This is a genomic window from Christensenella intestinihominis (assembly GCF_001678845.1).
GTDB classification, from domain to species: Bacteria; Bacillota; Clostridia; order Christensenellales; family Christensenellaceae; genus Christensenella; species Christensenella intestinihominis.
Genome location: NZ_MAIQ01000001.1, coordinates 515,912 through 533,012, shown reverse-complemented (window position 1 = coordinate 533,012; position 17,101 = coordinate 515,912). Strand labels below are relative to the sequence as shown.

The 17,101-nt window shown below is 50.1% G+C and carries 11 protein-coding genes, 2 tRNA genes and 1 other RNA gene; 6 read left to right on the top strand and 8 right to left on the bottom strand.

Annotation, left to right across the window (positions count from 1 at the left end; translation table 11 throughout):
* Positions 1 to 165: 165 nt before the first annotated feature.
* Positions 166 to 2,274, bottom strand: a complete 2,109-nt coding sequence (ppk1, locus tag BBD38_RS02545) for a polyphosphate kinase 1 (protein ID WP_066684096.1) — start codon at positions 2,272 to 2,274, stop codon at positions 166 to 168.
* A 136-nt stretch (positions 2,275 to 2,410) separates the two neighbouring features.
* On the opposite strand from ppk1, the gene BBD38_RS02540 reads away from it, so the two are divergent.
* Genes BBD38_RS02540 through BBD38_RS02530 form a run of 3 tightly spaced genes read left to right on the top strand, consistent with a single transcriptional unit; the run spans position 2,411 to position 6,372 of the window.
* Positions 2,411 to 2,608 carry a hypothetical protein gene (locus tag BBD38_RS02540; RefSeq protein WP_172807737.1) on the top strand — a complete coding sequence of 66 codons (198 nt, stop codon included), beginning with the start codon at positions 2,411 to 2,413 and terminating at the stop codon, positions 2,606 to 2,608.
* A gap of 19 nt (positions 2,609 to 2,627) precedes the next feature.
* Positions 2,628 to 5,264 carry a valine--tRNA ligase gene (locus tag BBD38_RS02535; RefSeq protein ID WP_066684092.1) on the top strand — a complete coding sequence of 879 codons (2,637 nt, stop codon included), beginning with the start codon at positions 2,628 to 2,630 and terminating at the stop codon, positions 5,262 to 5,264.
* A gap of 1 nt (position 5,265) precedes the next feature.
* Positions 5,266 to 6,372 carry a bifunctional folylpolyglutamate synthase/dihydrofolate synthase gene (locus tag BBD38_RS02530; protein WP_066684090.1) on the top strand — a complete coding sequence of 369 codons (1,107 nt, stop codon included), beginning with the start codon at positions 5,266 to 5,268 and terminating at the stop codon, positions 6,370 to 6,372.
* Here BBD38_RS02530 and BBD38_RS02525 read toward each other — a convergent pair.
* Entirely contained in the window at positions 6,364 to 6,888 is a 525-nt protein-coding gene (locus BBD38_RS02525; protein ID WP_066684088.1) for a DUF4364 family protein, read from the bottom strand. The two genes, BBD38_RS02530 and BBD38_RS02525, sit on opposite strands and share 9 nt — an antisense overlap.
* Before the next feature lie 173 nt (positions 6,889 to 7,061).
* Here BBD38_RS02525 and BBD38_RS02520 point away from each other — a divergent pair.
* Positions 7,062 to 7,138, top strand: a tRNA-Val gene (locus BBD38_RS02520).
* Between the two features lie 63 nt (positions 7,139 to 7,201).
* Here BBD38_RS02520 and BBD38_RS02515 read toward each other — a convergent pair.
* From BBD38_RS02515 to ssrS, 4 genes are all read right to left on the bottom strand, one after another.
* Positions 7,202 to 10,168 carry a bifunctional diguanylate cyclase/phosphodiesterase gene (locus BBD38_RS02515; protein WP_066684086.1) on the bottom strand — a complete coding sequence of 989 codons (2,967 nt, stop codon included), beginning with the start codon at positions 10,166 to 10,168 and terminating at the stop codon, positions 7,202 to 7,204.
* A 15-nt stretch (positions 10,169 to 10,183) separates the two neighbouring features.
* Positions 10,184 to 11,644, bottom strand: a complete 1,461-nt coding sequence (locus BBD38_RS02510; RefSeq protein WP_066684084.1) for an extracellular solute-binding protein — start codon at positions 11,642 to 11,644, stop codon at positions 10,184 to 10,186.
* Positions 11,645 to 12,062: 418 nt separating this feature from the next.
* Positions 12,063 to 12,136 (bottom strand) — tRNA-Gln (locus tag BBD38_RS02505).
* 10 nt (positions 12,137 to 12,146) lie between these two features.
* Positions 12,147 to 12,324: non-coding RNA, 6S RNA (gene ssrS / locus BBD38_RS02500), on the bottom strand.
* Between the two features lie 196 nt (positions 12,325 to 12,520).
* Between ssrS and eno the strand changes: the two genes are divergently transcribed.
* A complete protein-coding gene (eno, locus tag BBD38_RS02495; RefSeq protein ID WP_066684082.1) occupies positions 12,521 to 13,801 on the top strand; it encodes a phosphopyruvate hydratase in 1,281 nt (426 codons plus the stop codon).
* A 130-nt stretch (positions 13,802 to 13,931) separates the two neighbouring features.
* Here the strand turns inward: eno and BBD38_RS02490 are convergent, their stop codons facing one another.
* Together BBD38_RS02490 and BBD38_RS02485 are read right to left on the bottom strand one after the other, a co-directional pair.
* Entirely contained in the window at positions 13,932 to 14,531 is a 600-nt protein-coding gene (locus tag BBD38_RS02490) for a hypothetical protein (RefSeq protein ID WP_066684081.1), read from the bottom strand.
* Between the two features lie 17 nt (positions 14,532 to 14,548).
* Positions 14,549 to 15,175 carry a DUF4004 family protein gene (locus BBD38_RS02485; protein WP_066684080.1) on the bottom strand — a complete coding sequence of 209 codons (627 nt, stop codon included), beginning with the start codon at positions 15,173 to 15,175 and terminating at the stop codon, positions 14,549 to 14,551.
* Between the two features lie 252 nt (positions 15,176 to 15,427).
* Here BBD38_RS02485 and BBD38_RS02480 point away from each other — a divergent pair, with 252 nt between their 5' ends.
* A complete protein-coding gene (locus tag BBD38_RS02480; protein WP_066684079.1) occupies positions 15,428 to 17,092 on the top strand; it encodes an AMP-binding protein in 1,665 nt (554 codons plus the stop codon).
* Positions 17,093 to 17,101 lie beyond the last annotated feature (9 nt).

Genomic DNA, 17,101 nt, shown 5'->3' with positions numbered 1-17,101 from the left:
GTGACAAATACTCCGCCAAAAAAGTAAAAAAGAAAGAGGCGCAAATGGCCTCTTCCCATCAATATGGATGCGGCAGAAGTAAGGGACTGCCGCATGAGAAATATTGCAAATCAGTAATATAACTTTACTCTTTTTTTACCGCGGATGTCAATGCATATCACGGATTCACCGGAAACTTTTTTCCTGCAGCCATTCGGGGAGCGGAGTTCCGGCCTCGAGGTAGGCGCGCCTGAATAGTTCAACCTGGCTGTCGAGCCGCGGCGCGCCCTTGGGAACGGGTAGCTTGCGGTAAACGCCCTTGCCAACCTGGTGGCGCGCCTTCACGTTGTCCCTCAGTTGAATATCGATCAGGTCGTTGATTTCGCGTTTCAAATCCGGATCAAGAATCGGAACGGCAACCTCCACCCGGCGCTCCGTATTGCGCGACATAAAATCGGCGGAGGAAATATAGATTTTCTGGCGTTCCTTCGGCCCGAATATATAGACGCGCGAGTGCTCGAGGTAGCGCCCGACAATACTGGAAATTTGAATATTGCGTGTTTTTCCGGTTTCCTCCACATTGAGGCAGCATATCCCCCGGATAATCATCCGGATTTTCACGCCTGCGTCGGAAGCGGCAATCAGCTTTTTGATGATATCGGTATCATTCAGCGAATTGACCTTGAACGTCAGTTCCGCAGGCGCTCCCGATTTTGCCATCAGGATTTCCTGGTCAATATACCGCAGGACAGATTGCTTGAGCGTCAGCGGGGACACCATCAGGATATCGGAATTTTCCACGAGGCTTCCCATGCAGAGGTTTTTGAACACATCCTGCGCATTGATTGCAATATCCTCGTTGGCGGTAATGAGCGACAGGTCCGTATACAGCTTCGCGGTGCTCTCGTTATAATTGCCTGTTCCAACCTGCGTGATAAATCCAAGTTCCCCGTCTTTCTTTTTCATTGTAATCAGCAGCAGCTTGGAATGGACCTTATAGTCTTCAATCCCATAAATCAGGGAAGCGCCCGCTTCCTGGAGGCGCTTTGACCAGTCGATATTATTTTCCTCGTCGAAACGCGCGCGGAGTTCCACCACGGTAATGACCTCCTTGCCGTTTTCGGCGGCGCGGATCAACGCGTCAATCACCTTGGAATTACGCGCTACGCGGTACAGCGTAATTTTGATGGACATCACATTGGGATTCGTGGCCGCTTCCTCCAGCAGGCGCACAAAGGTTTTCATATCCTGATAGGGATAGGAAAGCAGCAAATCCTTTTTCTGGATTTGAGGAATCAACTTTTTATTCAGGTTCACTTTGCCGGACGGCTGCGAAACAAGCGGCGGATAAAAGAGGGGCTTATACTTTTCGTCCGTGAGCTGGTCCCGGAGGTCGGAAACAAAAGAAAGCACGGTGGGCATTTCATTGAAGAATACCTCATCCTGCGTTAAGTTTAAATTTTTCATCAAACGCCTGGTAATCTCGTCACTCTGGCTGCGGCAAATATCCAGCCTGACAGGTTCCAGCTTTTTACGCTTTTTGACAATAATTTCCATAATGTCACGGTATGACATATCATAGTCGAAAAACGCTTCATCCGCATCGATATCCGCATTGCGCGTAATTGAAAAAATACTGCGCGCTTCCACCTTGTGTTTTGGAAATACCCTCGAAGCAAAGCGGTAAATCAAATCTTCGATTAAGGTAAACTTAATATATTTGCTGGGCAGGAGAAGCAGGCGTTCAAAATAACCGCTGGCCGGGATAATGCCAAGCTGGTTTTTTCCATCCTTGGATTTTAACAGTACCGCAATATACACGGTGTTGTTCTGCAAAAACGGAAAAGGATGGTGCTTATCCAGGATATGCGGGGAAAGCAGGGGAAGTACGTTGCGTTCAAAATAACGTTCGAGAAAACGCTCCTCATATTTGGTGAGGTGTACGCCGGCTTTGTAAAAAATATGGTAATCTTCGAGCTCGCTCAAAATTTCGATTAATGCACGGTTCTTGCGGGGAGTGAGGTCGTGGATTTTGCTGTTGATGGCACGAAGCTGCTCGAGCGTTGTCATACCCGACCGCGGATCGATTTCATCCTTTTTGAGCAAAAGCCGGTCATGAAGGCTGCCCACGCGAACCATAAGGAATTCACTCAGGTTACTATGATAGATCGCCATAAAATTAAGGCGTTCAAATAAGGGATTGGAAGGGTCTTCCGCTTCCTCTAATACCCGTTCGTTGAATTTCAGCCAGCTCAAATCGCGGTTAATCAGATGTTTGTATTTATTTTCAGCCATAACGCACTCCCGAAATACAATATTATATACTATTATACTCTAAATGGAGCCTAAAAACATAGTCATACAAAAATTTTACAATAGGCGATTCCCTTGATAATGCGAGGGATTGACGGTATAATAGAAAAGTATGTAAATGGGAGAAATTATGGAATTTTTTGCGAATATTACAACGTTACAGATTATCGGGCTGGCCCTGCTTGCGGCGGGCGCTGTTTTGAGTTTTACGGCAAAGCGCATTGCGAAGCATTTTCATTACCGGAATGCTGATTTTGTCACGAAACTCCTGGGTCTTGGCATTGTAATCGCGGGATTCCTGATGATTTTTATTTAGAGTGGTTGGAGGCAAAAGGATGCGCAAAGAGCTGAGCAAAACATATGATCCGAAACAGACGGAGGAAAAGCTGTACCAGAGATGGCTCGAAAAAGGATATTTCCATGCGGAAGTGGATCATGATAAAAAACCCTTTACGATCGTGATTCCGCCGCCGAATATTACAGGACAGCTTCATATGGGGCATGCGCTTGATAATATGATGCAGGATGCGATTATACGTACCAAACGGATGCAGGGCTATTCCACGTTATGGATGCCGGGCACCGATCATGCCAGCATAGCGACAGAAGTCAAAATTGTAGACGCCTTGCGCGGGGAAGGAACGTCCAAGGAAGAATTAGGACGGGAAAAGTTCCTGGAACGCGCGTGGCAGTGGCGTGAGGAATTTGGCGGAAGGATTACCCGGCAATTGAAAAAACTCGGCTCCTCCCTTGACTGGGACCGCGAGCGTTTTACGATGGACGAGGGGTGTAACCGCGCGGTGCGCGAGGTGTTTGTGCGCCTGTATGAAAAAGGCCTGATTTACCAGGGAAACCGTATTATCAACTGGTGCCCGGAATGTATGACCGCGCTTTCGGATGCGGAGGTGGAATATGAGGAGCAGGATTCCCACCTGTGGCATATGCGCTACCGTGCGGAAGACGGCGGAGAGGGAATCGTCGTTGCGACCACCCGGCCGGAAACGATGCTCGGCGATACGGCGGTTGCCGTGAATCCGGCGGACGAACGTTATAAAGGCCTGGTGGGGAAAAATGTGATTCTGCCGCTGCTTAATAAACCGATTCCCGTCGTGGCGGATGAATACGTGGACATGGAATTCGGCACCGGTGCGGTGAAAATTACGCCCGCGCATGATCCGAACGATTACGAGGTGGGCGAGCGTCATAACCTGCCCATGGTGCGGGTGATGAACGACGACGGGACGATGGCGGATAACGCCGGGAAATATGCGGGACTGGACAGGGACGAGGCCCGCAAGCGAATTGTGGAGGACCTGAAGGCCTGCGGCGCGCTTGTGAAAATCGAGGATTATAAGCATAACGTCGGGCACTGCTACCGCTGCCATACGGTGATTGAGCCGATTATCTCGCGCCAGTGGTTTGTGAAGATGAAAGAACTTGCACAGCCGGCAATCGAAGCGGTGGAAACAGGCAAGGTGAAATTTGTGCCCGAGCGGTTTTCCAAAATCTATTTCAACTGGCTGTATAATATCCGCGACTGGTGCATCTCGCGCCAGCTTTGGTGGGGACACCGTATCCCGGCCTATACGTGCAAAGGCTGCGGAAAGCTCGTCGTGGCGGTGGAAGAACCGTCCGCGTGCCCGGAATGCGGATGTGCGGAATTCACACAGGACGAGGACGTGCTCGATACGTGGTTTTCCTCCGGCCTGTGGCCCTTTTCAACGCTGGGCTGGCCGGACAAAAAGCCGGAGCTCGACTATTTCTATCCGACGGACGTGCTCGTGACAGGATATGACATTATTTTCTTCTGGGTTGCCCGGATGATTATTTTCGGAATCGAGATTATGGGCGACGTGCCCTTTCACACGGTGGATATCCATGGCATCGTGCGCGACAGCGAGGGGCGCAAGATGTCTAAATCCCTTGGCAACGGCATCGATCCGCTGGAAGTGATCGGGAAATACGGTGCGGATGCGCTGCGCTTCTCGCTTGCGGTAGGCAACAGCCCGGGAAACGATATGCGTTTTTACTGGGAAAAGGTGGAAGCCGCGCGCAACTTTGCAAACAAAATCTGGAATGCATCCCGCTTTGTGCTGATGAATGCCGGCGAGGAGAAGGTGGCCCCGATTGAGGAGGACAAGCTGGATATTGCGGACCGCTGGATTCTCGCGAAGCTGAACGACGCGATCCGCGAGTGTACCGATAATATCGAAAAATACGACCTTGGGCTTGCGGCGCAGAAAATTTATGATTTTTCGTGGAGCGAGCTGTGCGACTGGTATATCGAAATGGCAAAGCCGCGCCTGTACGGCGAGGACGAGGAAGTCAAGGCGTCGACCGTCAGCGTGCTTGTGTATGTGCTGGAAAACACATTGAAGCTGCTGCATCCGTTTATGCCCTTTATTACGGAGGATATCTATACCAGCCTGCCGGATGCGGCGGAGACAATTATGCTGGGCCCGTGGCCGAAGCCCGCGTATGAAGGCGGAAAAGAGCAGGCGGATATGATGAACGGCGTGATGGACCTTATTCGCTCTATCCGTAATGTACGTGCGGAAATGAACGTTCCGCCGAGCGTAAAAGTTAAAATTACCGTGCTGACAAAGCATGCGGATGCAATCCATGCGTGTGCGGAGTATTTGAAACGGCTTGCTTATGCAAATGAGGTGGAGGTTATCAGCGAAAAGGCTGATATCCCGCAAAACAGCGTATCCGCGGTGTGCGCGGTGGGCGAGGCGTTCATGCCGCTGGCGGAACTCATCGATGTGGAAAAAGAGCTTGCCCGCCTGAAGAAGGAAGCGGAAAAGAACGAAGGCGAGATCAAGCGTGCGGAAGGAAAACTGAACAATAAAGGGTTTACTGAAAAAGCGCCTGCGAAGGTTGTGGACGAGGAGCGCGCAAAACTGGATACATACCTTGAAATGCGCGGAAAGCTCTCTGAACGCATTGCGTTCCTGGAAGGTATGAAATAAGATGCAATATGTGCATTTGGCGGGGACAAACGCCAAGGGCTCCACGGCGCAGTATATCGCCGATATTATTTCAAAGGAGCATTCCTGCGGTTTATTCACTTCGCCCCATATTTTATCCCCATGCGAGCGAATGAAAATCAACGGGGAAGAAATTTCCAAAACAGAATATGATGAATATATGCAGCGTATAAGAGGTGAACGGGAAATGCACCTCTTTTGCGTTTGGACGCATGCCGCGCTTGCATGGTTTGAGGACCGCGGCGTGGAATATGCCGTGATTGAAACGGGTCTCGGCGGAAGGCTTGATCCGACGAACATCGTTCCCTCTGAAATGCAGATTCTGACACCCATCGGCTATGACCATATGGAGATTCTTGGAAATACGCTGACGGAAATTGCACGCGAGAAATGCGGAATCATCAAGCGGGATTCGGTTGTTATTTCGCATCCGCAGAAAGAAGAGGCCATGCGGGTGATCCGGCAGACATGCAAGGGAAGGAACGCGCGGCTGATTGTACTCGATGAAAAAAAGATCAGCGTCAAGGAAAGTGCCGTTACGGGGCAGCGGTTTGATTTTACTTATGAAGGGAAGCACTATAAAAATCTTGAAATAAGGGCCATATCACCGATGCAGGTGGAAAATGCATGTGTGGCGCTGATGGCCGCCGTGGAGCTTGGAATGGACGAAGCGTCTATCCGCAGCGGGCTTTCGGGAGCAATTATTCCCGCGCGCGCCCAGGCGAGCGGAAGCGTTGTGATTGACGGCGCGCATAACACAGATGCGGTTGCCGAGCTTGCCAGGACCATGAAAAAGTATTACCCGCACGAGGATATCACGGTGCTTACCGCAATTATGCGGGACAAGGATATCGAAGGAATCGCGGAAGGAATCGGCAGCTTTGCAAACCGTGTGGTGTGCACCTGCGCGGAAAAAAAGAGGGGACTGCCCGCAAGGGAATTGGCTCCTTATTTTGACCATGCCGTCGCGATAGAAGACCCGGATTACGCATTCCAGGAGGCCCAGCGCCTGGCAGGGCAAAAAAAAGGCATACTTGTCGTATGCGGCTCTTTTTATCTGGCATCCCATGCGCTTCGCCGGTTATCCTAGGCGGAGGACCACGTCCTTATAAATGCTGACGGCATTCTTGCGCCAGTTGTCTACGATTTTCTGCGCTTCCTGCTTGGAGTATACGATGCTGTTGATTTCAAAGATTGTACGGTCGTGCTCCAAAACCTTTAAAATGACCCGGTATTCGTTTTGGGCCAGTTTAATATATTCGCCCACGAGCTGTGACTCCAGCTCCAGTTCGCTGCGGTGCTCCTTTAAGTAGGCGTCGACTGTTTCGCGAAACGACAAGCGCAGGTCGTTCACAAGCACGTCGAGCATGTTAATTCCTGCGTCCGTAATTCCATAGACCGTATTTTGCGGGGTTGTCCGGGAATAAATGTGTCCGCCCTGCTCAAGCTCAAAAATGCATTCCTTGAGATCAAAATATCCCATGAACGAAAGCTCGGTCATAATACGCACAAGCTGTAATTCCGAAAGCGCCATTCCGCTTTTTTCGAGGAGATAAAGCAGCAGCAATTTGTTGTGCGCCATGGTTTGTTTTGGTTTTACTTTCATAGGAACGCTCCCTCCGTTACCCATTATATCATATGGGGAAATCTTTCGGAAGGAACGCTTGAAATTTATATGAATTCATGTATAATAGTAAAGGTAACAAATAATCGGGTTATGGCCTGACCGCTCAGGCCAATGCGTGCCGGTTGACTGCCAATAACGAAATTAGAAAATGTGGGACTGTAGCTCAGTTGGTTAGAGTATCTCGTTGACATCGAGGGGGTCGTTGGTTCGAATCCAATCAGTCCCACCACGTCGGAACAAAGTAAGCTTTGTTCCGTTTTTCTTTGCCGGAAAAATTCCCTTGCGCGCTTGTTTAAAGGCCGGGATGCGGCTGGCAGGAACGGATTTCTTCTGCGCAAACGCAAAGCTTTGCGGGCGTGGCCTCGGGCCTTCCGGTATAGTAACCCTGCAAATAATCAATCCCATAGGAAATGAGCGTTTTCATTTCCTCTGATGTTTCCACACCTTCGGCAATCACCAGGATATGCTGGTATTTCAGGTAAGAAAGCAGGTTCTGGAGCATAAGCTGCCTGTTTTGATCGGTATCTATATTGTGTATGATAGACATATCGATTTTTACATAATCGGGATGCAGGCGCAGTAGGATGGAATCGTTGTTATAGCCCGTGCCATAATCGTCGAGCGCAACCTGGCAATTCCATTTTGTGCTGTAATCCAATTTATCCCGCGTTAATTCGCCGTCCAGCTTTTCCGTTTCCATAACCTCAAACACAATATGATCCAGGAAACTGCGGAATTCATATTCAAACTCATTCGCATCGCGGCCGGAAATCATCTGGCCGGGCAGGGTGTTGATGAACAGCTTATGGGTTGCTGCCACCTCGGGATATTGCAGGAAGGTCCGCGTTGATTTAAATAACGTCAGGCGTTCGATCTGGCGCAGCCGTGATTGCGTTTCCGCAATGCGCAGGACATCCGCGGGAGAGGTAAGATGAAGCGAAACAGGCCGCATAAGCGCCTCATAGGCAAAGATATCCCCGGTACGCGCATCGACGATAGGCTGGAATACATAATGGACGGCCTCCTCTTCAATGAGTTTGTTCAGCTCCTCCTTGCTGTGCAGCAGGAAAGAATCCCGGTGATAAAGCTTGCTGTCAAATTCCGCAATTTGCCCTTTTTCGGTATTTTTTACGGTGTACATTGCAAAATCCGCATATTTAATCAAATCGAAATAATTCGTTGCATCATCCGGGTACCATGCGACGCCAACGGATGCGCGCAGCCGCGTTTGCTTTGCCTGCGTGAGCTGGAAGGGGGAGGCGTCCATTTCCGCTTTGATGGTATGGATAATGTCCATTACGTCGTCCTTGTTGTCATAACCATACAGGAAAACATAAAATTCATCGCCGGATATGCGCGAGACAATGGCGTTATTATACGGAATAAAACGCTTCAGCACATTTGCCGTACTGCGAATATATTCGTCGCCGTAATCATGGCCGTAGGTGTCGTTGATATATTTGAGGTTATCAAGGTCCCACATCATAAATGCGGCAACCTTCAATTTTTCGGGGCAGATGAAAGCCTTCTTCATAGCGGAATGGAACGCACGGCGGTTGAGAAGGCTTGTCAGCGCGTCATAATCGCGTTCATATTCGATTTTGCGTTTTTCAAGGATTTCGCGCGTTACATCGGAAAGGACGCCCATATAAGGCTTGTCGCCGCCGATCAGGCGAAGGCGCAGCCAACGGATTCCTTCTTCCCGGGATGGAATCTGATAGATGTACGTATCCTGTTCAACACCTTCTTCCCGGGAAGCGGAGAAACGCTTTAGTTCAGCAGAGAATTCTTCGCTGGACATATGGGTGCGCTCGGGCAGCCCGAAGAGGGACAGGAATTTCCCGCTGATGAGTACCTGGTTGGTGACCGGATTATATTCATAGGCCCCCATGGAAATATCCGCCGCCTGGATAATCTGCGAAAAACGGGAAGCAGTCCGCTCGACGTCGCGGTTCAAAATCTGGACGGCATCGGCAAGGCTGTCGATCTCCGTGATATGTGTTTTGGAAAAATGAAGCGGCGTTTCTGCAGTGCTGGAACGGAGCGTATGGCCAAGCCCGGTAATCGGCGCGGTTAGAACCCGGCCGACAATGACGGCGGAGATAATGCCGAACACAATAGAAATTACAAACGAAATCAGGATCATAAAAATGACATGGTAAGAGGAATCGAGCAGGTACCTGCTCTCAATGACGCCGGAGAGAACCCACTGTTCGTTCTCAAACGGGGTATTGGTGTTGTACAGCCGCAGCGGCTGTGCGCTTACATATACATCCTGCGTTACACGGTCATTTTTATCCAGGGTATAAATATCATCGTAAGAAGAATATGGCACGAGGGAGGCCGAACCGGAGGTCCCGAGATACATCTTTGCCATTGGCCCGCTGGTAGCGACCGTTGCAAGTTCGTTCGACCCGTCTTCACGAATTCCAAGCAGGTATGAGCCTTTTTTATTGATATCAATTTCACTGTAAGGAAGCGTGCTTGCAAGGTAATCCGTCGTAATTCCTGTGCCGAGGACGCCATATACCGTGCCGTCCGCAGCACGCAGGGGGATCGTATAGGTTACGATCAGGCTGCCGGAATTCGGAAATGTCGAAAAAGGATGGCTCCAATAACCAAGATCGGTATTTTCCGCCTCGGGATAATCGGCGGCGGCGCCGAGGGGGAGATAATAGAATTTGCTGTTTTCATCCGCGGCGGGAAGTTCAAAATTGGAGGACCATGTGCTGGAGAGCGAGATGCCAAGCTGTTTTGTTACGGAGGAAGGAGCGCGCTCGATCTGGAGATCGGAGTTATCGCCGGAATTGGTTGTCGGGTCAAGGTCCCGGAGATAAAGCCCCTGTTTTATTTCGCTGCCTTCCGCACCGTCCAGGATGACAAACGCCTCTGTGACAGCGCTTGTGCGCAAAAGGGAAATCAGGTCATCCGACACCGCACTTAAAATAGCCGTTCCGGTTTTCTGGTCAATTTGCGCGGCGGAAAGCCCCCGGGAAGCAAGCAGGTCATCAACGGCCGTATTTATGGCAATTTCGGTGGAACCGAGATTAGACCACTTCTGTACCATTTCATTCTGCAGGTAATTTTTCCGGCTCTGCGTCCGCTCCGTCAGGATATCAAAAGAATTGTCGTTGAGGCGGCTCACCGCGCCGCTGAACAAAAAAATACATGCGAAAAGGACAGTCTGCGCCAACATGATCGCCAAAATGGGGATCATGAATTTATGCATAATAGACCTGTCCTTGATTCGTTTACGCATGCCGGTGTGCTCCAATTATTTTTGCGTATCATTCAGGGAGAAAGTAAGCTCTGAAACCCAGGCGGCAAAATTTCCATCCGTATCATATTTGGCAATGGCGTCGGCCTTCGGTATTCCGCCTGCGACAGCGGATTGAATTGCCTGGTAATCGGCCTGCGCCTTATCGGAAAGGGAATATTCCAAAACATTCCTGGCGTCAAAGCCATTTTTAAAGGCCTTATTGGTGTACAGGGTATCGTTGTTTACCTCGTCAATGGAAACCAGCACGGAGTCCTTCAAAGCAACGGAAACGTCGTCTGCCTGGTCAAAGGTTTTTTTCACAAGCTCGGCGTCATTCGCCGCTTTCTTTACGGGAAGGTATCCGGAGCCAACCGTGAAATCAAGGTTGCGCTGCGTATCGGTAAACCATTTCAGGAATTCCGCAGCCGCATATTCTGTTTTGGCATCGGACTTGGTGACAACCATTCCGGCGCCCTGCTGGATGCTGTAGCGTTCGGTTCCTTCAAAGCATGGAGCAGGAAGCGAAAGGGATTCGATCGGGTAGCTTTCATTGTCGTTTACAGTTACTTCGGAAGGGAAGTAGGTCGAACCTGTCGTAGAGCAAACAAGCGCAATCAGATCGCCCGTTTTGGCATCGTCGGAGCGGAATTTTCCGTAGGCCCCGAAATATCCGTTAATGTAGGGAATGTAGTAATTATCCCACAGCTTCCGCAGCGCTTCTTCGTCGAGGTTGAAGGAAACCTCACCGTTGTTTACATCAAAAATTGTCGAGCCGAGCTGCTGCATACCGCTAATCATGTAATTAGCCACCGCGTCGCGGCCGAAAAAGGTTTTGCCGTCATCGGGTGTTTCGGTCAGGCTGTCGGTCCACTCATAATATTTTTTGGCGGTTTTTGTAACCCCCTCGATGGTCGCAAGGTCTTCCGTTGTCGCACCGGTTGCCTGGGCGAATTTATCCCAATCGGTTTTATTGAGCATCAATACTTCCGTAGATTTCGCAATCGGGAAAATTTTCAGCGAACCATTCTGGTCGAAGCGGCCCTCTTCAATATAGGAAGGGACGTATTCGGCGAGTTCTTCTTCCGTAAAATACGGGTCAAGGTCGGCGACAAGGCCGAGCTGGTCGATTTCATAGGCGGTATCCGAATAGGCGGCAAAAATGTCGGGAATATCATCCGCGCCAACCTTCTTGTTGGCCGCATCGACGACCTTTGTCAAGAGGTCGTTTGTACTTCCCTGGTTAAAGGCTTCCACGATAATTCCCTTTTCCAGGCCGACCGTATCGTTGAACTCGGCAATCATTTCATCGAACGCGACCTTCTGCGGCCCGTTGTAGTAATGCCATAATTCAAGGGAAACCGGGTTGGAGGGATCAAGCTTGGGCATTTGTGCGCCCTGCGCGCATCCGGCCAGGAAGGGCACCGCAAAAAATGTAAGTAAAACAAAGGAAATAAATCGAACGAATATTTTTTTCATACAGCCTCCGAAATAAATAGGTTTAATCGTAAACACTATATCATATAACACTGAATAATACAATTATAATCAGGTATACATTGGATGGTAATTTACACAAATACCCGCTGCTGCAAAGCGCGGTTGCAAGGGAAGGGAATAGAGCTGTGGTACGGACGGGGCGGCAGGGCGGTCCAAGACCGACCAAACGATTTACGCCTTTTTCAACACTTCCGCTTTTTTCCGTATAAAAAGAAAAAGCCTTTCATCAAAGGCTTTTTCAACTTCCGTGCCATTGATGCAAAATAAATGCAGGTAAAAAGGGGCCCCATGCGAGCCCAGCATAGCGGGTCGCGTGGGGAAAAGGAGCGGCAACGAAGCATACGCAAAAGCCTCGCTAAAAGCGAGGCTTTGAAGTGCAGCGCAGTTTGCTGCGACGTGGCAGCGGAATAAGGGCTCGAACCTTAACTAAACGAGTCAGAGTCGTTTGTGCTACCATTACACAATTCCGCTATCTCTTTAAAATGACCCCAAAGTGCCGTCCGCCTTGCTTCTAAAACCCGCCTCACGGCAGGTGGGTATCCTGTTCACAGCTTCAGGCTTTCCGCACGTAACAGACTTGCTCACCGCTGCAAAACCCAGATTCCCGAATTTAGAATGTGGGTTTAAAATACAAAGCGTAACGCACACTCCAGGAAAACTATATCTGATTTTCGTGTATTATAATATCATAATCATTCCTGGTTGTAAACCCTATTTTTGTGACATTATTTTTAAATTCTTTCGCTTGGCCCGGCGGTTTATTTCATTAAAAATCAGCTTTTTAAAAGGAAAAAGGAATAAAAAATCGTCCTGTGTTTATCTATTTTTAGAATCCAGAAAAGGAAGTGCGTAAAAATGAAACAAAGATTTGAAATCGTTTCCGTACACGGCCGGGAGGTGATTGACTCGCGGGGGAACCCCACGGTTGAGGCCGAAGTTACGCTTGCCTGCGGGGCGAAAGGAACGGCGAGCGTTCCGTCGGGCGCTTCGACGGGAATGTTTGAAGCGCATGAGCTGCGCGATGGAGATCAAAACCGTTTTGGCGGCAAGGGAGTCCTTACGGCAGTGCGCAACATCGACGAAAAGATTGCCGGAATACTCACGGGCCTGGACGCCGCCCGGCAGATTCTTATCGACCGCGTCATGATTGAAGCGGACGGGACGGATACGAAATCGGCATTCGGGGCAAATGCAATCCTTGCCATATCGCTTGCCAATGCCCGCGCGGCTGCGGAAGCAATGCAAATTCCGCTTTATCACTATTTGGGCGGAGCAATGGCGCGTGTTTTGCCTGTGCCGATGATGAATATTCTGAATGGCGGCAAGCATGCTTCCAATAATATTGACATCCAGGAATTCATGATTGTTCCGTTTGGGGCGGGGAGCTTCCATGAAGCGCTTCGCTGGGGCGTTGAAGTCTATCATGCTTTGGGGGCGATTCTCGAGGGCAGGGGACTGTCGACGGCCGTAGGCGACGAGGGCGGCTTTGCGCCGGACCTCGAGAGTGACGAGGCCGCAATACGTACGATTCTCGAGGCGATCAAAGCGGCGGGACGCACCACGGATGAAATCGGCATTGCGCTTGATGCGGCGGCCAGCGAATGGTATGCGGACGGCAAATATACGCTTTTAAAGCGCAGGCAGCAGCTAAGCACGGAGGAATTGATCGGCCACCTGAAAAAGCTGGCGGATGAGTTTCCGATCCTTTCGATTGAAGACGGCCTTGCCGACCGCGACTGGCAGGGATGGACCAGGCTTACACGGGAAGTGCCGGTGCAGCTTGTCGGCGACGACCTGTTTGTTACCAACACCGGGCGCCTCAAAAAAGGAATCAGGGAGCATGCCGGAAATTCGATCCTGGTCAAAGTAAACCAGATCGGCACGCTGACCGAGACCTTTGAAGCCATTGAAACGGCGAGAAATGCGGGATATAAAGCAATTGTTTCCCATCGCTCGGGGGAGACGGAGGATACCAGCATCGCCGACATCGCAGTGGCGTCCGGCGTAGGGCAAATTAAAACCGGCGCTCCTGCACGAACGGACCGCGTAGCCAAATATAACCGGCTTTTGCGGATCGAAGAAGCGCTTGGAGACGCAGCCGTCTATGCGGGGAAAGATGCATTTAAAGTTTACTGAACCGGGCTTCACGGTTTATCACAAGGGATCGCCGTCTGATTAGGACAGGGGATTCGCAGGGCACGAAAACAGAAATCCCTCCGCCGCAAAAACGCGGTGGAGGGATTCGTGTATTCATGGGAAAGTATGCCTATTCAATAATTGTATACTCTCCGGTGATGTTTTCGACCTTTGCTTTTTTGTCGATAGAAAGCGTTCCGCTGCAATCGACCGTTTTGATTTTGCAATGGGGGCCGATTGTAATATCTTTTCCGCTTACGGTCTGCGCGGTTACGCCCCGAAGCCTGACGGTTGTCGCTTCAATCAGATCGATAGCCGACGTTTTCCGGGTAAGGAAGCCCGAAATTTTTCCGGAACGGGAATTGATATCGATATTATCACCCACGATTTCCTTTGCGTGGATACAGCCGTCGACCTGCATCGTATCTGCCGACACCTCGCCCTCCGCCTTGATGTAACCGTCGCAGTCGATTTCGTCGGCCTCAAGCCGTTTTAGCTTCACCACGCCGTCCGCAATAACTTTTTTTGCGGATACCCCTGCGCCAAATTCGGCGACGCCGTCGCATTCGACGATGCCGGCGTCAACCGCCCCGGCGCATTTGAAAATTCCGTCGATATCAAGGTGCTCCGCCTTCAGGTCGCCCGTGCATTCCGCGATTCCGTCAATGATGATTGTGGAGTATTCCCCTCCGTTCATTGTGCCTTTGCCGTCAAAAGAAAAATCCTGCATATTTTTTATCCTCCTGTTTATCCCTGCGAACCTTTTTGTCTTTTCTCGTTTTCATATTTCATTTTCAGCTTTGCCGTTTCTTCATCCAATGAAAATACGCCGAGAACCTGTACGTCTTTGTCAAAATTAAGGGCTCCTGCCGAATCGGTGAAAACGAGGCAAGTTTTTCCTCCGGCGGAAAAGACGACGCATCCTTTCGCTTCGCGGATTCCCGCGTATGCAAACCCTTTTTGGACAAGAAGGGCCAATTCTTCCCCGGAAAGGGGAAGGGAGGAAAGCGCGGACAGGAAGCCGAGTTCCGGATAAGTGTATTTTTTATCCGCGGGAAGGCCGCCCAGGATTTTTTGATCGATTTCGGCGAAAGTCGTAAGCTCTTCCCGGTAAAATTCGGTTCCCGGCGCCTGGGGAGAGAGAAGCCTTGCGAGTTCGTCCAGCGAGTATTTGTCCTTTAACTCTAAAATCGACTGGATGCGGCTCAAAATCTGTTCGCGCGGGAAAAAAGTTTCCTGCCCCGTATAGGCGGATTGCTTTAAAAACCATTCCTCCGGAATAAGCCGCTGCCGCTTCCAGCGGTAAAGCTGCCCGTATGAAATTCCCATCACTGCCAGCAAATCTTTTTTTGAAATCAAATGATCGATATTCATATTCGTACTTCCATTCCTGTTTTACTGTTTTGCATGGAATAAAACCGTTTCGGGGGGACAGGGTTCCGGTTGCCCGATGTAACGAAACAATGTTTTATTACATGAAATAGCGTAACATTGTTCCGGCGGGTTGTCAAGCATCGTTTTTCCGCAAAGGACATAAAATCTTTTGGGGCGGCATGTTGCGTAAAGAATTCTTTTTTGTTAAAATAAAAAAGTTAAGTTTGAATGAATTTTCAAGGAGGCACCGATATGTCTGCACTGATGGAAATAACGATTGGCGATTTGCTGGAAAAGCAAGCGGGGTTGTACCCGGACCAGGATTGCCTGGTTTCGCCATATCTGAATGTCCGTTATTCTTATAAGGAATTTAATGAGCTTACCGATCTCTTTGCCCGCGCGTTCATGGGAATGGGAATCGGGAAGGGAGATAAGGTCTCTATCTGGGCGAGCAATTATCCCGAATGGATGATTACGCAGTTTGCCACCGCCAAAATGGGGGCGGTCATGGTTACGGTCAATACAAATTACAAGCAGTTCGAGCTTGAATACCTTTTGAAGCAAAGCGATACGATGACGCTGATTATGATGGAAGGCGTAAAGGACAACAATTACGTGGACCATATTTACGGCCTGTGCCCGGAGCTCAAGGAATGCGAGCCGGGAAAGCTTTCCTCGGAACGCCTGCCGTATTTAAAAAATGTTATTTTCCTCGATCAGGAGACGCCGGCGGGGATGTACCAGTGGAATGATATCCTTGCGTTTGCGGATAAGGTAAGCCAGGAAGAGCTCGAGGCCAGAAAGCGGGAGCTTGACATTCACGACGTAATCAATATGCAGTACACCTCCGGGACGACAGGATTCCCGAAGGGCGTTATGCTGACGCATTACAACCTGGTCAATAACGGAATGGCAATCGGGGACTGCATGAAACTGACGCATGAGGACAGGCTGTGTATTCCGGTTCCGCTGTTCCATTGCTTTGGGTGCGTGCTTGGGGTAATGGCATCCTACACCCATGCGGCCTCGATGATACTGATTGATCATTTCAACCCTTTAAAGGTAATGGGGGCCATCCAAAGCGAGAAATGTACGGCGGTACACGGCGTGCCGACGATGTTTATTTCCATGCTGGACCATCCGGATTTCAGCAAGTATGACTTTTCAACGCTGCGGACGGGAATCATGGCGGGTTCGCCGTGCCCGATCGAGTTTATGAAGCGGGCAATGTCGGATATGAATATGCAGGAAATTACGATTACATACGGGCAGACGGAGTCTTCCCCGGCAATCACGATGACAAGCACGGACGATCCGATCGAGGTGCGTGTTGCGACGGTAGGCAAAAAAATCCCGCATGTGGAAGCAAAGATCATTGACCCGGAAACCGGCGAGGACGTGCCGTTTGACACGCAGGGAGAAATCGTTGCGCGCGGGTATAATTTGATGAAGGGATACTACAAAATGCCGGAGGCCACGGCGCAGGCCATCGACAAGGATGGATGGCTGCACACCGGGGACCTTGGCACGATGGATAAGGACGGATATTTCAAAATTACGGGACGCCTGAAGGATATGATTATCCGCGGCGGAGAAAACATTTATCCGCGGGAGATCGAGGAATTCCTGTACACGAACGACAAGGTGCGCGACGTACAGGTGATCGGCGTGCCGGATAAGCGCTATGGCGAGGAAGTATTGGCGTGCATCATTCTGAAAGAAGACGCGGAAGCGACGGAGGAAGAAATGATTGAATTTGTCAAAAACGGATTATCCCGTTTCAAGGCTCCGCGCTATGTCCGGTTTGTCAAGGAATTCCCGATGACGGCGAGCATGAAGATACAGAAATTTAAGATGCGCGAATGGGCGATTGAAGAATTGAACCTGAAAGATGCGGCGAAAATTGAAACCGCGTGAGGAGATATA